Origin of the sequence: Dorea sp. ICN-14282 (assembly GCF_037890115.1) — a bacterium.
GTDB lineage: Bacteria > Bacillota > Clostridia > Lachnospirales > Lachnospiraceae > Dorea_B > Dorea_B phocaeensis.
This window is the reverse complement of sequence record NZ_JBBKBH010000003.1, coordinates 15,385-31,129: the sequence shown is the minus strand read 5'-3', so window position 1 is coordinate 31,129 and position 15,745 is coordinate 15,385. Positions and strand designations below refer to the sequence as shown.

Below are 15,745 nucleotides of genomic sequence, written 5' to 3'. Positions count from 1 at the left end.
AAAGACATGCCCCATTTGCTATAATCGAAAAACTGGCAATAGGAATTAGCAGGTGAAGTGATGGACAGTAAGATGAATGTATTTGATATAGAAATAAATAAATGTCCGGCAAAAGAGGCAATGAAGGCGGCGATCGGGTATTTGGGATCCATGCCGGTTAGTGTGATCGAGATGGTGACGGCAGAAGGGCTGATGCGAATCAACGAAGCGCAGGAGCTAAAAGAGGGGATCAGTCAGTTTGATCTGGTGCTGGCCGGGGATAAGATGATTCTGGAAGCAGCAGAGGTGACGGACCGGAAGTATCTGCAAGAGACGGAAGGGCAGGTCTTTCTGAAGATGTTTTTGCGTTATCTTCATAAGAATCATAAGAGGGTTTATCTTTTGGTTGGTTCGGAAGAAGAAGGACAGCAGTTCTATGATTATCTTCAGAAGAATTACAGCGGGATTCAGGTTGCAGGTCTTGCGAAGGTTTCAGCAGAAGACCGGGCGGATGATATGTTGGTGAACGCGATTAACGGAGGAGAGGCAGATTGTGTGTTTGCATCCCTTCCGGCGCCCTTGGAGCAGGAGTTCATTATTCGGAATCGAAGCCGGCTGGATGCTGAAGTATGGCTTGGAATGGGGCCGGGGATTCTTTCAGTGAGGCGCAGAGGCTTTGGAGAGGGAAGAATTGCTCGGTTTGTAACAAAGTATATTTTGAAAAAAGAAGTAGAAAAAAGCAAGAGATAAGAAAAAAATAAGAAATATATTTCGTCACTATGTATAGCACGAAAAAACGGGAAAAGACGAAATAACCTGAGGAAATTAACAAAAATACGTAATTTCCTCTTTATTTTTTTGTTTATATATATTAATATAGGGATTGGTAGTATGCGATTTGTCTGCATCGATGATAAATTTGTTGTGGAAAATGCATATTGAAACGAGTGGAGGAGATGGAATATGATATCTAATCAAATACTTCAAAATACAATTGAAGGATTGAAAGGAATTACGCGGATTGATTTCTGTGTTATGGACACGGACGGGAGATCTCTGGCAAGTACATTTGCGGAACAGGAGAACTACGAAGACGAGATTGTCTCCTTTGTGGAGTCCCCGGCAGACAGTCAGGTTGTTCAGGGATATCAGTTCTTTAAGATTTTTGATGAGCATCAGCTGGAATATATTCTTTTGGCAAATGGCGGAAGCGATGATGTCTACATGGTAGGCAAGATCGCGGCATTTCAGATTCAGAATCTGCTGGTCGCATATAAAGAACGGTTTGACAAAGACAACTTTATTAAAAATCTTTTGCTTGATAACCTGCTTCTGGTGGACATTTATAACCGCGCCAAAAAATTACATATTGACACAGAAGTAAGACGTGTTATCTTTATTATTGAAACGAAGCACGAGAAGGACAGCAATGCCCTTGACAATGTGCGTACGCTTCTTGGAAACCGTGCAAGAGATTTTGTGACAGCGGTAGATGAGAAAAACATTATTGTAGTAAAAGAACTGGAACCGACAGACGGGCATGTGGAGCTTGAGAAGATCGCTCAGAATATGTACACACTTTTGAAGGATGACGGAGAAGAGGATGTACTGATTGCTTATGGAACCATTGTAGGTGATATCAAAGAAGTGTCCAAATCCTACAAGGAGGCAAAGCTTGCATTGGATGTCGGCAAGATATTCTTTGGGGAGAGGAATGTGATTGCGTACAGTGCTTTGGGAATTGGACGATTGATTTATCAGCTGCCGATTCCGCTTTGCAAGATGTTTATACGTGAGATTTTTGAAGGAAAGTCGCCGGATGACTTTGATGAAGAGACGCTGACGACGATCAATAAATTCTTTGAAAACAATCTGAACGTATCAGAGACGTCAAGACAGTTATACATTCACCGGAATACGCTGGTATACCGGCTGGATAAGCTTCAGAAGAGCACGGGGCTTGATCTGCGCGTGTTTGAGGATGCCATTACTTTTAAGATTGCACTGATGGTAGTGAAGTATATGAAGTATATGGAGACGCTGGAGTATTAAGGATCAGGAGGAGAATATGATTGAATTAAAAGAAGTAACGAAAGAGTACTCAAAAGGGGTTGCAGCTCTGAATGGAATCAATTTAAAGATTGAACAGGGAGAGTTTGTATTTATCGTAGGAGACAGTGGGTCAGGAAAGTCAACTCTGATTCGTCTGATGATGAAAGAGCTGGAACCTACGTCTGGAAGTATTGTAGTAAATGGACAGAATCTGGCGAGACTGAAGCATAGAAAGATTCCGATGTACCGAAGAGGAATCGGAGTTGTGTTCCAGGATTTCCGTCTTCTGAAAGACAGAAACATTTATGAAAATATTGCGTTTGCACAGCGAGTAACGGAGACGCCAACTCGTATTATTAAGCAGAAAGTACCGGCAGCACTGTCACTGGTAGGACTTGCGCAGAAGTACAAATCCTTCCCGAAAGAGCTCTCGGGAGGTGAGCAGCAGAGAGTTGCCATTGCGCGTGCGATCGTTAATGAACCGGCTATTCTGTTGGCAGATGAACCTACCGGTAACCTGGATCCGACCAATTCATGGGAGATTATGAAACTGTTGGAAGAGGCGAATGAAAGAGGAACAACGGTACTGGTTGTTACGCATAATCAGGAAATTGTAAACGAGATGAAGAAGCGTGTAATTACGATGAAAAAGGGAGTCATTGTAAGCGACGAGAAAAAAGGTGGGTATAATAATGAGAATTAGTACAGTCGGATATTCGATGAAACAAGGGGTGAAGAACATCGGAAGAAACAAGATGTTTTCCATTGCGTCTGTTGCGACGATGGCAGCTTGTATCTTCCTGTTTGGATTGTTCTACGCTATTGTAATGAACTTTAACTATATTGTGGAAAAAGCAGAAGAAGGGGTTGCGATTACCGTATTCTTCGATGATGATGCAACTGAGAGCGAAAAGGAGGACATCGGCGAAAAGCTTGAGAAGGCGGAAGGTGTTCTGGAAGTAAAATATGTCAGTGCAGATGAAGCCTGGGATAAATTCAAAGATGATTACTTTGGAGAGTCAGGAGAACTGGCAGAAGGATTTAAGAACGATAATCCACTTGCCAATTCTGATAACTATGAGGTTTACATGGCGGATGTGTCCAAACAGAAAGACGTTGTTTCTTACGCGGAGACGTTAGATGGCGTGCGTAAGGTAAATAAGTCTGATGTTGTGGCAAAGACGCTGACCAGTGTGAATAAGCTGGTAGGATATATCTCCATTGCGATTATTGCAATCCTTTTAGCAGTTTCTATCTTCCTGATCAGTAATACGGTTACCATGGGTATCACGGTCAGACGAGAAGAGATTGCAATTATGAAGTATATTGGAGCGAAGGACGGATTCGTCAGGGCGCCGTTTGTTATTGAAGGTCTCTTGATCGGTGTGATAGGAGCGCTGATCCCGCTGGTACTTCTGTATTTTATGTATGACAAAGCGGTGGCTTATGTAATGACTCGGTTCAGTCTGCTGAACAATATTATAGATTTCCTTCCGGTGGCACACGTTTACCGTACGTTACTTCCAGTTGGAATTGCATTGGGAGTTGGAATTGGTTTTGTAGGAAGTTTCTTTACGATCCGCAAGCATCTGAAAGTATAGCAGACAAGGTAGAATGATTTGATAAGAGGTATCAATGCCAAGGGGGATACATATGAAAGGTAAGAAGAAAATTGTCAGTCTCCTTCTCGCGACGACGCTTTGCTTTGGAATGGCGGCTCAGGTGGAAGCGGCAGGAATTGACGAGGCAAAAAAGAAGGCAGAAGAACTTGAAAATCAGAAGAAAGCAGCGGAGGCAGAAAAAGAATCTCTAACAACGCAGCTGGCGGATATCATTTCCGATATGGAGGAGACCAAGACCAAGATTGAGGATATGGAAGAAGAGATTACTGCCAAGGAAGAAGAACTGATTGAAGCAAAGATTGATGAAAGCAATCAGTATGACAGCATGAAGAAGAGAATCCAGTACATGTATGAAAATGGGAATACACAGTTTATTGAGATCCTCTGTGCATCCCAGTCAATTGGTGATTTCTTAAATAATGCCGAATATATTACAACCATTTCGGAATATGACAGAGATATGCTGACAGAGTTCCAGGAAGTGGTAGAAACTGTGGAGAAGCAGGAGAAAGAGCTGCAGGAAGAATACGATGATCTGGAAGTGATGCAGAATGATCTGATTGCAAAGCAGACCGAGGTAGAGAGTACGATCAGCGGCAAAGATGCAGAAATCAGTGAACTGGACACCAAGCTTGGTGACGCTAAGGCGACACTTGCTGAGCTGGAAGAAGCAGCAGCAACGGCAGCGAGAAAGCAGAACGAGGCAAATAATGGATATTCTCCAAATGCAGGCGGTTCTTTGATATCGGGAAATGGACGTTTTGCACATCCGTGTCCGGGCTATACTTATATTTCCAGTGAATTTGGATGGAGACCGAGACCGATTCCGGGAGCAAGTTCCAACCATAAGGGAATGGATTTTGCGGCAGGAACAGGAACTCCAATCTATGCAGCGGATTCTGGACGTGTGCTTCAGGCAAGTTATAGCGGTAATGCTGGAAATCTTGTGATTATTGATCACGGCGGCGGACTGCAAACCTATTATATGCATACCAATCAGATGTTTGTGCGGGCAGGTCAGACAGTCAGCAAAGGAGATAATATTGCAACGGTAGGAAATACGGGAAATTCATCCGGACCTCATCTGCATTTTCAGGTAATGCAGAACGGAACACCGGTAAATCCGAGAAATTTCTTGTAGGAAGACGGAAAACAGAACAGGACTTTATAGAATGAAAAAGAAAAGTTTTTTGCAGGGGGCGCTTTGTGGCGCCCTCGCTATGTTATTAGCGGCAGGATTAGTATTTTGCGGTGGAAAATTGAATAATGGCAGAAGAAAGAATCCGGCAGAAGCGGTGGAGCAAAAGCTGGGTGAACTGGAATCCTTGATTGATGAAAGTTATATCCATAAGGTGGATGAAGAGGAGCTGACAGAAGGCATTTACAAGGGTTATATTGCAGGACTTCAAGATCCTTATTCTGCTTACTACGATAAAGAGGAGACGAAAGAAATGTATGAGACGTCTTCCGGAGAATTTGAGGGAATTGGAGTGCTTATGAGCCAGGATCGGGAGACGGGAGCGATTACAATGGTTCAGGTATATGAAGATTCGCCGGCAATGAAGGCGGGATTTCGGGATAATGATATCCTTTACAAGGTAGAAGGCGAGGAAGTGACTGGGAAAGATCTCTCCGAGGTTGTTTCTAAAATTAAGGGAGAAAAAGGAACCAAGGTGGAATTAACGGTGCTTCGGGGTGAGACAGCAGAGGAGATTACGGCAGTGGTTACCCGTGACAAGGTAGAAGCGCAGACCGTTGATTACCGGATGATGGCTGATCAGATCGGCTATATTGCGATATCTGAATTCGACACAGTGACTTACGAGCAGTATAAGAAGGCGTTGGAAGATCTGGAAGCCCAGGGAATGAAAGGTCTGGTTGTAGACCTTCGGAATAATCCGGGAGGCAATTTGATGACCGTGTGTGATATGCTGGATCTGATGCTTCCAAAGGGACCGATTGTGTTTACCGAAGATAAAGGTGGGCATAAGGAACAGATTGATTCGGATGAGGAGCATAAGTTTGAAAAACCGATGGCTGTGCTGACGAATGGCAATAGCGCAAGCGCATCTGAGATTTATGCAGGAGCCATTCAGGATTATGGAATTGGCGAGATTGTGGGAACGACGACCTATGGAAAGGGCGTAGTTCAGCAGGTTTTCGATTTGAAAGACGGCACGTCCTTAAAGCTTACAGTTGCGGAATATTTTACAGCGAAGGAGAGAAGTATTGACGGAAAAGGAATCGTTCCAGATGTAGAAGTGGAATATGAAGCGAATTTGGAAGATCCAACGGCAGACAATCAGCTGAACCGGGCTGTTGAGGTTGTAAAAGAAAAAATAACGAAATAAAATCACAACAAAGAGGAATCAAAAGGGGAATGCAAAACAGGCATTCCCTTTTATCATGCCTTGTGATAAAATAAATTACAAACTGTGATGTTTAAGGAAAGGATAGAGAATATGAGAATATTAATCCGTAATGGACAGGTAGTAGATCCGTCCTCCAAAACGGAAGGACGCTTTGACGTGCTGGTGGAAGAGGACAGAATCGTGCGCGTGGCAGAACAGATTGACGAGACTGCAGACCGTGTGCTGGACGCGGAAGGTTGCTATGTGATGCCAGGATTTATTGATCTCCATGTACATTTGAGAGATCCGGGACTGGAATATAAAGAGACCCTTCAGACGGGTGGAATGGCTGCGGTAAAAGGCGGTGTTACAACGGTGTGCGCCATGCCAAATACAAAGCCGGTTATGGATGACGGGCAGAAGGTGGCAGAGGTTCACAAGAGGGCGGAGGAAGAGTCTCCTGCTCATGTGATACAAATCGGCGCGGTTACGAAAGATCAGGCAGGTCAGGAACTGGCCGATATTGCAGGGATGGCAGAAGCGGGATGCCATGCCATTAGCGAGGACGGAAAGTCGGTGATGAATGCCTCTCTTTATCGCAAGGCGATGAAGATCGCGAAAGAGAAAGGAATCTCGGTGTTTGCCCACTGTGAGGATATTACCATGGTAGAGGGCGGTGTGATGAATGCCGATGAGAACGCTGTGCGTCTGGGACTAAAAGGAATTACGAATTCAGTAGAAGATGTGATCGTAGCAAGAGATATTCTGCTGGCAAAAGAGACGGGAGTGCGGCTCCATCTCTGTCATTGCTCTACAGCGGACAGTGTAGAGATGATTCGTCTTGCCAAAGAAGAAGGCCTTCCGGTAACAGGAGAGGTGTGTCCGCACCATTTCATTCTGACGGCAGACGATATCTTGGAAGATGACGGTAATTACAAGATGAATCCACCGCTTCGAGGGAAGAAAGATGTGGAAGTGTTGAGGCGTGGGCTGGCAGATGGAACGATGGATGTCATTTCCACAGACCATGCACCTCATTCAGAAGAAGAGAAGAACCGATCTATGGCGAAGGCGGCATTTGGAATTGTGGGTCTTGAGACATCCGCGGCGCTGACCTATACGGAGCTTGTGAAGACGGGAATTTTGTCTGTGATGCAGATGGCAGAGAAGATGAGTTACAATCCGGCGCAGATTCTGGGACTTTCGGACAAAGGAGCTGTAGCAGAAGGGAAGAAGGCAGATTTGGTGATTTTTGACCCGAATCCAACCTACGCCATTGATAAGAATACGTTTGTATCCAAAGGAAAAAATACACCGTTTCACGGAAGAACCGTAACAGGAGAAGTACGGTTCACGCTGGTAGATGGAAAAGTTGTATACGAGAAATAAGGAGGAACGAAAAGTGATTAACAAATTAGTAGCCAATATTAAAAAGACAGGAGCGCCAATCGTGGTTGGACTGGATCCAATGTTAAACTATATTCCAAAGCATGTACAGGACAAAGCTTTTGCGGAATACGGAGAGACTTTAGAAGGCGCGGCAGAAGCAATCTGGCAATTCAATAAAGAGATCGTAGATAAGACATATGATCTGATTCCGGCTGTGAAACCACAGATCGCTATGTATGAGCAGTTTGGAATTCCGGGACTTGCCGCTTTTAAGAAGACGGTTGATTATTGTAAAGAAAAAGGGTTGGTAGTTATTGGAGATATTAAGAGAGGAGACATTGGCTCTACTTCTGCGGCGTATGCAGTAGGTCATGTGGGACGTGTACAGGTTGGATCTAAGACATATGTACCGTTTGATGAAGATTTTGTGACGGTTAACCCGTATCTGGGCTCTGACGGTGTGAAACCATTCGTAGATGTATGTAAGGAAGAAAAGAAAGGCCTCTTTATTTTGGTGAAAACATCCAATCCTTCCAGTGGTGAATTCCAGGACAGACTGATCGATGGAAGACCGCTCTATGAGTTGGTAGGAGAGAAAGTTGCAGAATGGGGAAGCGAGCATATGGGCGATGAGTACAGTTATGTAGGAGCTGTTGTGGGAGCAACCTATCCTGAGATGGGAAAAGTACTACGTAAAGTAATGCCGAAATCCTATATTCTGGTTCCGGGATATGGAGCCCAGGGCGGGAAAGGCAAAGATCTGGTTCACTTCTTCAATGAAGACGGATTGGGTGCAATCATTAATTCTTCCCGTGGAATTATCGCGGCTTATAAGCAGGAAGCATACGCAAAATATGGAGAAGAAAACTTTGGGGATGCCTCCAGAGCAGCAGTAGAGGATATGATTGCTGATATTCGGGAAAGTCTGGAACAGAAATAGAAAAGGGAAGAAGGAACAAGGATGGAAGAAAAGAAGAAAGAACAGGCTGTGGTGATATCTCAAGAACAGCTTGCAGATGGAATATACAGTATGTGGATTCGGACGGAAGCGTCCAGGGCGGCAAAGCCGGGACAGTTCCTGTCTTTGTATACGAACGATGGAACAAAGCTTCTTCCGCGTCCGATCAGCATCTGTGAGATCGATGCAGAAAATGGCAGCCTTTGCGTGGTATACCGCGTGACAGGAGAGCACACAGGAACAGAAAGTTTTTCACAGATGAAAGCGGGAGATACCATTCCGGTTATCGGACCTCTTGGAAATGGTTTTCCGTTGGAAAGAGCAGCAGGGAAAAAAGTGTTTTTGATGGGCGGTGGAATTGGTGTGCCGCCAATTTTGGAGTTGGCAAAACAGCTGGAGTGTGAAGAAAAGCAGATTCTGGCGGGTTACCGCGATCAGCAGACCTTTTTGAAGGAAGAATTTGAGCAGAACGGGACGCTTTATATTTCTACCGAAGATGGAAGTGTGGGAACAAAAGGAAATGTTATGGATGCGATTCGGGAAAATGGTCTTGAGGCTGACATCATTTACGCATGTGGTCCGACCCCGATGCTTCGGGCAATCAAGCAGTATGCAGAAGAACAGAACATAGAATGTTATATTTCTTTGGAAGAGAGAATGGCATGCGGAATCGGAGCTTGCCTTGCCTGCGTCTGCAAGTCGAAGGAGAAGGATCATCACAGCAATGTGAATAACAAGCGGATCTGCAAAGATGGTCCGGTATTCCTGTCTACGGAGGTGGAGATCTGATGAATATGAAGGTAAATATCGCGGGAGTGGAATGGAAAAATCCGGTAACAGTAGCATCTGGAACCTTTGGCTCCGGCGCTGAATTTGCGGATTATGTAGATTTAAACCGGTTGGGAGCTGTGACGACAAAAGGTGTTGCCAATATTCCGTGGCCGGGCAATCCTACTCCTCGAGTGGCGGAAGTCTATGGAGGAATGATGAATGCAGTGGGGCTGCAGAATCCGGGTATGGATCTGTTCTGTCAGCGGGACATTCCGTTTTTGAAAGAATACGATACTCGCATTATCGTGAACGTATGTGGAAAATCAACAGAAGATTACTGTGAAGTGGTGGAACGTCTGGCAGATGAGGATGTGGATATGCTGGAAATCAATATTTCCTGTCCGAACGTTAAGGAAGGCGGAATCGCATTTGGACAGAATCCGAAAGCGGCGGAAGAGATTACAAAGGCTGTGAAGAAGTATGCGAAGCAGCCGGTGATTATGAAGTTGAGTCCCAATGTGACAGATATTTCAGAGATGGCAAAGGCTGTAGAAGCCGGTGGCGCAGATGCGGTCTCTCTGATCAACACACTGACTGGAATGAAGATTGATGTGAACCGGAGACAGTTCGTATTGGCGAATAAGACCGGAGGTGTATCTGGTCCAGCCATTCATCCGATTGCGGTGCGTATGGTTTATCAGGTAGCGCATGCGGTGAAGGTTCCGATTATCGGAATGGGTGGAGTTGCCAGTGCAGAAGATGCGATTGAGATGATTCTGGCAGGAGCCAGTGCGGTGTCTGTAGGAACAGCTAACTTCCACAATCCGGCTGTGACGATGGAGATTGTGGATGGAATTGAAGCGTATATGAAAAAATACGGATTTGAGACGGTTGCCGATATGGTCGGACTGGTCGATTAATTGTGATCAAATTATCTGCGATACAATATGGAAGTATAATGAAATATAATGAAATATAAAGGGAAGAGCACTTATTGAAATAGGTGCTCTTCCCTTTATAAGTATAACTTATGAATGGATATGCAAAAATGTAATGGGGTAAGAGATTTTCATTTGCAGATCAATATGCTATGATAAATCTAACGAGATAATACAACTGAATATTTCAAAATTCTTCAAGATACATTTGCAGGACGGGAAACCTGTTTAGCCTTTGGCCGATGTATCTTTTTTGTTGCAAGAGAGACAATGTTAAGGAGGATTACGAAAATGGAAAGAACATCAGTAGAGAACTTAAAGGAAATGATCCGTGCAGGTCGAGGTAAGATCCCGGCTGACAAAGTGATCAAGGGAGGACAGCTTGTAAATGTTATGTCCAGTGAGATTTATCCGGCGGATATTGCGATTTACAAGGATATGATCGCAGCAGTTGGCGATGTGGAAGCTTATGTTGGACCAGAGACAGAGATCATTGACGCGAAAGGGATGTATTTAACCCCAGGTATGATCGACGGACATATCCACAGCGAATGCAGTAAGCTCAGTATTACAAGTTATGCAAAAGCGGTTGTTCCAAGAGGAACCACAAGTATGATCTCAGGACTTGACGAATATATTTCCGTATCCGGTTTGGAAGGATTAAAAGAGGTACAGGAAGAAGTAAAGAAGAGCCCGCTGAAAGTGTTCTGGGGAGCGCCTTATAAGACACCATATACCATTCCGCAGTCAACAGTTGCATTTAACTTTACGAAGGAAGTTCATGCAGAAGTTCAGCAGTGGCCGGAATGCTACGGTGTTTGGGAGACGGTAAGAGAGTTCCTGCAGGAAGAGGATGAAGATACGTTGGGAGCAATTGCAGAGGCTTATAAGAATCGTCTTCCGGTATTTGGATGTGCGCCAATGGCAAGAGGAAATGATTTGAACGGCTACTTGTGCGGCGGAGTGCGTCTGGACCATGAGAGTTATGATCACGAGGAAGTGGTAGAGAAGATGAGAAAAGGAATGCATATGCTGATCCGTGAATCTTCTGTGACACATTTCCTTGAGGAAAATATCAAAGCAGTGACAGAGGTAAATCCTGCATTCGCACGTCGCGTCAGCTTCTGTACCGATGATGTGACAGCGACAGATGTGTTGGAAAAAGGACATCTTGATAATGTGGTGCGTCTGGCAATCAAAGCTGGTGTTGAGCCAATGACAGCAATCCAGATGGCAACCATCAATAGTGCAGAAGCATATCGCATTGATGATAAAGTTGGATCCATCTGTCCGGGAAGAATTGCAGACATCCTTTTTGTAGATGATCTTGAGAACTTTGAAGTAAAAGAAGTTATGACAAACGGTAAGATGGTGGCAAAAGACCACAAGCTTACTTATGATCTTCAGGCTCCGGAGAGAAGTTCCGTACTGAAAGGGGAACTGAAGTGTAAGAAAACAACAAAAGAAGATTTTGAATATAAGACCTCTATCCAGAATGGCGAAGCAAAAGTTCTGGCTATGGATGTAAAAGGACCATTCGTTCGTAAGAGAAGAGATGTTGTTCTGAAGGTAGAAAATGGAATCGTTCTTCCTGATACCGAGCAGGATGTGGCAATGGTATCTGTATTAGAAAGATTCGGAAGAAACGGAAATAAATCTCTTGCGTTCTGTTCCGGATGGAAATTGAAAAAAGGTGCAATGGCATCTTCCGCAGCTCCGGATGATAACAACTTGGTTGTAATGGGAGTAAATGCAGAAGATATGTCTATCGCGGTAAATTATTTGATCGAACAGGGCGGTGGACAGGTTGTCGTTGCAGACGGAGAAATTCTTGAATTTCTTCCACTTCCAGTAGGAGGAATCGTAAGTGACCGTGAGCCGGAAGAAATCGCAGCGCACGAAAAGCTCATCGATCAGGCGGCAAGATCTCTTGGTTCCGATCTTCCGGATCCAATGATGTACATGTTCTTCCTGCCGATCACAGCAATTCCGGATTATGCGATTACAGATGCAGGTCCGGTAGACTATGTGGCGCTTACAACCTTTGATCCAGTTCTTGAAGTGGTAGAGAAATAGAGGGACAGAAAGTATGAAAAAAGAAGAATTAAAAAAATTAATTGATACGGCAGCCGGAAGAATTCCGGCTGACCTGGTCATCAAAAATTGTAAAGTAGTCAATGTATTTTCCGGTAAAATTGTAGAAGGCGATATTGCAGTAAGTGGAGGACAGATTGCAGGAATCGGTAACTATGAAGGAAAAGAAGTCGTGGATGCAAAAGGACGCTATGCGGCGCCTGGATTTATTGACAGCCATATCCATATTGAATCTTCTTATGTAAGTCCGGAAGAAATCGGACGTCTCTTAGTACCGCATGGCGGAACAACAATTATTGCCGATCCGCATGAGATCGTAAATGTATGTGGAATTACAGGACTTGATTATATGATGGAAGCTGCCAAGGGAACAGCTCTTGATATTCAGTACGTGCTTCCGTCTTGTGTGCCGGCAACACCATTTGAACATGCCGGAGCAGTGATCGGTGCGCCGGAAATGGAAGAACCAATTAAGAGAGACGGAATCTTAGGTCTTGGTGAATTTATGAATTTCCCAGGCGTAATCGGAGCAGATGACAGCGTGTTGGATAAGCTGATGGTTGCCAAAGAAGAAGGAAAGATCATTGACGGACATGGTCCTGGAATTGTAGGAAATGATCTGAATGCTTACGCGGCAGCAAGAATTTTAGCAGACCATGAATGTTCTACTGTAGAAGAGATGGAAGATCGTCTTGAGAGAGGAATGTATATTCTTCTTAGACAGGGTTCTGCATGTCATAATTTAAGACCGCTTTTGAAGGGCGTAACATCGGAAAACAGCAGAAGATGTCTTCTGTGTTCTGATGACCGCCAGCCAAAGACAATTCTTCACGAAGGTCACCTTGACAATCACTTGAGAATCTGTGTAGAAGAAGGTCTGGACGCAGTGACGGCTATCCGCATGGCAACCTTAAATGCGGCAGAATGCTTTGGATTAAAGGATCGCGGAGCAATTGCACCAGGATACCGTGCAGACATCGTATTGCTTGATGATTTGAAAGATTTCCATGTAGATAAAGTATGGATCAATGGTGAATTTGTGGCAGAAGATGGAAAATATCTTCCGGAAATTCAGGTGCATGATATTTCATCTGTAAAGGGAAGTGTGATTGTAAAAGATTTCTCCAAAGAGAAATTTAAAATGAATCTGAAGTCTAATAAAGTGAATGTGATTCAGATTCTTCCTGGTGGAGTCGTAACTGGAAAGGCGACTGCGGAAATTACACTGGATGAAAATGGTGAATTTGTACGTAACCCAGAAGAAGATATTGTAAAAGTAGCCGTGGTGGAAAGACATCAGGGAACGGGAAATGTTGCCTGCGGATTCCTGAAAGGATACGGCATCAAGTCCGGTGCGGTAGCGTTGTCGATTGCGCATGACTCCCACAATATCATTGTGGTTGGTGTCAATGATGAGGAGATGGAATTTGCAGTACAGAGCCTGATCGCGCAGGAAGGCGGTATTGTTCTTGTAAAAGAAGGACAAGTGATCGAGAGCATGCCGATGCCGATCGGTGGACTTATGAGTGACAGAAGCGGAGAGTGGGTAGATCAGAAATTGACCGATATCCACGAAAAAGCATATGAAGAGCTTGGAATCTGTGGAGATGTAGAACCGGTGATGACACTTTGCTTTATGTCGCTGGCAGTGATTCCGGAAGTAAAGCTTACGGATATGGGCTTATTTGATGTAACAACATTTTCATTTATTCCGGTAGAGGCGAACGAATAACGAACGAGAGTAAATCAGGGAAATCAGTAGAATAAGAAGAGTAAGAGTGAGGAAGGCGAGATGGAAAAACAAAAGACAATCGTCCCATGGTTCAGACGTGGGGACATCGGTGGAATGAGCTATTCCATTACAAATAATATTGTAAACTATTTAATTGTTATCGCAACTTTATCAGGAGTTCTTGGATGGCCGGACAAGATTGTGTACGGTTATGTCATCCCCGGAATGTCCATTGGCTTGTTGTGTAGTGGTGTTTATTATGCATATATGGGACGCAGACTTTCTAAGAAAGAAGGAAGAGCGGATGTAACAGCGCTCCCGTCCGGCGTGTCTACTCCGGCGATGTTCGTAATTTTGTACGGAGTGATTATGCCGCTTCATTACGCGTTAGAGGATCCAATGCTTGCATGGTCAGCAGCGGTGGCAGCCTGTTTTATCGGTGGCGCCGTAGAATTTATCGGTGGTTTTATCGGACCGTGGATGAAAGAGAAGCTTCCAAGAGCAGCGCTTCTTGGTACAGTTGCAGGAATTGGCTTTATCTGGATGGCAACACAGGGTGTGTTTGATGTGTTTGGAGATCCGTTGGTAGGTCTTCCGATTTTGTTCGTTGCAATGGTAGGTATTTTCGGAGGATATTTATTCCCGAAGAAGATTCCACCGCTTGTTGTTGCGATCGTTGGCGGTATCATATATGCGTTCTGTCTGGGACGTACAACTGTAGATTTCAGCGGAATCGGGTTCTATATTCCGAATCCGGTCAACAGTATCCAGCACTTAATTGATGGATTTGCGATTGTGGCTCCTTATTTGACGATTGTAATTCCTGTTGAGATTTATAACTTTATTGAAACGATGGATAATGTAGAAGCAGCGAACGCGGCAGGTGATAATTATAATGTCCGTGAGACTCAGTTTGCGGATGGAATCTGTACTATGATTTCTGCACTTTGCGGAGGTGTCGTGCCAAATACCGTATGGCTTGGACATGCCGGACTTAAAAAATCCAATGCCGGAATCGGCTATTCTCTTGTATCTGGAATCGTGCTTGGTGCAGCCGGATTGTTCGGACTGTTTACTTTCTTAAGTAATATGGTTCCGCCGGCAGTCTGTGCGGTAACATTCTTGTGGTGTGCGATCGTTATGGTGGCGCAGGCGTTTAAAGACTGTGAAGTGAAGCATTACGCAGCAGTTGGAATTGCGATGATTCCGCCGGTTGCAGACTATCTTTATACACAGATTACAGGTGCCGTAGGACTGGCTGGATATTATACAGAGGTTACATCTTCTGGATTATCTGAATACAATGCAGAGATCACACAGATGATCAAGGATGCAGGCGTGATGTGGAATGGTGTTCCGGGAGTGAAGAGCGGAGCAATCATTATCGGTATTTTGCTTGGAACAATGACAGTATTTATTATCGATAAGAAGCTTGATAAGGTGGCAATTACTGCGGTAGCAGGATATGTACTGGCTTGCTTTGGCTTTATTCATAGTGCACAGCTTGGATTTAATCCGACCTCTCCGTTTGCTGTGGGATATCTTGTAATCGCAGTATTAGCGCTGATCTTCCATATGGGACGAAGCAGTTGGTTTAAAGGACCGGATCATTTTGATTATGTATAGGAAAAAGAAAATCAAGAAATAAAACGCTGGAAGAAAGCGGGGAAAAGCGGTCGCGGGTGCAGAAAATAGAACATGCACCTGCGGCTGCTTTTTGTCTTATGAAGGAGCTTGCGAGGGAGCGACAGCTGCGCTGAAATGTTTGGAGTGCCGGAAGTATGAAAAAAGCATTGGAACAAACCTAAGATTTGTGATAAGATTGAGAGGATTAAAAAGAGCTTTTTAAAGTTAAAAAG

At 44.4% G+C, this 15,745-nt stretch carries 13 protein-coding genes; all 13 read left to right on the top strand.

The genetic code is table 11. The features are described 5' to 3' along the window. Positions 1-60 precede the first annotated feature (60 nt). The 13 genes from WKT00_RS08745 to WKT00_RS08685 all read left to right on the top strand — a co-directional run bounded on the left by WKT00_RS08745 (position 61) and on the right by WKT00_RS08685 (position 15,512). The gene (locus WKT00_RS08745) at positions 61-729 is read left to right on the top strand and encodes a WecB/TagA/CpsF family glycosyltransferase (RefSeq protein ID WP_101695824.1); all 669 of its coding nucleotides are present in this window, start codon (positions 61-63) and stop codon (positions 727-729) included. Between the two features lie 213 nt (positions 730-942). Further along, a complete protein-coding gene (locus tag WKT00_RS08740; RefSeq protein WP_101695825.1) occupies positions 943-2,031 on the top strand; it encodes a PucR family transcriptional regulator in 1,089 nt (362 codons plus the stop codon). 16 nt (positions 2,032-2,047) lie between these two features. Then, on the top strand, positions 2,048-2,734 hold the full coding sequence (ftsE, locus tag WKT00_RS08735; RefSeq protein ID WP_101695826.1) for a cell division ATP-binding protein FtsE: 687 nt from the start codon (positions 2,048-2,050) through the stop codon (positions 2,732-2,734). Next, positions 2,724-3,632: a permease-like cell division protein FtsX gene (gene ftsX / locus WKT00_RS08730; protein ID WP_340263095.1), complete on the top strand. Its 909-nt coding sequence runs from the start codon at positions 2,724-2,726 to the stop codon at positions 3,630-3,632. Before ftsE ends, ftsX begins: the two co-directional genes overlap by 11 nt. A 52-nt stretch (positions 3,633-3,684) precedes the next feature. Continuing rightward, on the top strand, positions 3,685-4,794 hold the full coding sequence (locus WKT00_RS08725) for a murein hydrolase activator EnvC family protein (protein ID WP_101695828.1): 1,110 nt from the start codon (positions 3,685-3,687) through the stop codon (positions 4,792-4,794). Between the two features lie 31 nt (positions 4,795-4,825). After that, positions 4,826-6,004: a S41 family peptidase gene (locus WKT00_RS08720; RefSeq protein WP_101695829.1), complete on the top strand. Its 1,179-nt coding sequence runs from the start codon at positions 4,826-4,828 to the stop codon at positions 6,002-6,004. Between the two features lie 111 nt (positions 6,005-6,115). Then, the gene (locus WKT00_RS08715) at positions 6,116-7,393 is read left to right on the top strand and encodes a dihydroorotase (RefSeq protein WP_340263092.1); all 1,278 of its coding nucleotides are present in this window, start codon (positions 6,116-6,118) and stop codon (positions 7,391-7,393) included. Positions 7,394-7,406: 13 nt separating this feature from the next. Then, positions 7,407-8,333, top strand: a complete 927-nt coding sequence (pyrF, locus tag WKT00_RS08710) for an orotidine-5'-phosphate decarboxylase (protein WP_101695862.1) — start codon at positions 7,407-7,409, stop codon at positions 8,331-8,333. 21 nt (positions 8,334-8,354) lie between these two features. Beyond that, positions 8,355-9,140, top strand: coding sequence for a dihydroorotate dehydrogenase electron transfer subunit (locus tag WKT00_RS08705; protein ID WP_340263089.1), 786 nt, complete (start codon positions 8,355-8,357; stop codon positions 9,138-9,140). Continuing rightward, complete coding sequence (locus WKT00_RS08700) at positions 9,140-10,042, top strand: dihydroorotate dehydrogenase (RefSeq protein ID WP_101695832.1); 903 nt, start codon at positions 9,140-9,142, stop codon at positions 10,040-10,042. The genes WKT00_RS08705 and WKT00_RS08700 overlap by 1 nt, the downstream gene beginning before the upstream one ends. A gap of 309 nt (positions 10,043-10,351) precedes the next feature. Then, positions 10,352-12,136, top strand: a complete 1,785-nt coding sequence (locus WKT00_RS08695; RefSeq protein ID WP_101695833.1) for an adenine deaminase — start codon at positions 10,352-10,354, stop codon at positions 12,134-12,136. Between the two features lie 13 nt (positions 12,137-12,149). After that, positions 12,150-13,886, top strand: coding sequence for an adenine deaminase (ade, locus tag WKT00_RS08690; protein WP_340263087.1), 1,737 nt, complete (start codon positions 12,150-12,152; stop codon positions 13,884-13,886). 60 nt (positions 13,887-13,946) lie between these two features. After that, a complete protein-coding gene (locus WKT00_RS08685) occupies positions 13,947-15,512 on the top strand; it encodes a hypothetical protein (RefSeq protein WP_022317765.1) in 1,566 nt (521 codons plus the stop codon). The last annotated feature ends 233 nt before the right edge of the window (positions 15,513-15,745 follow it).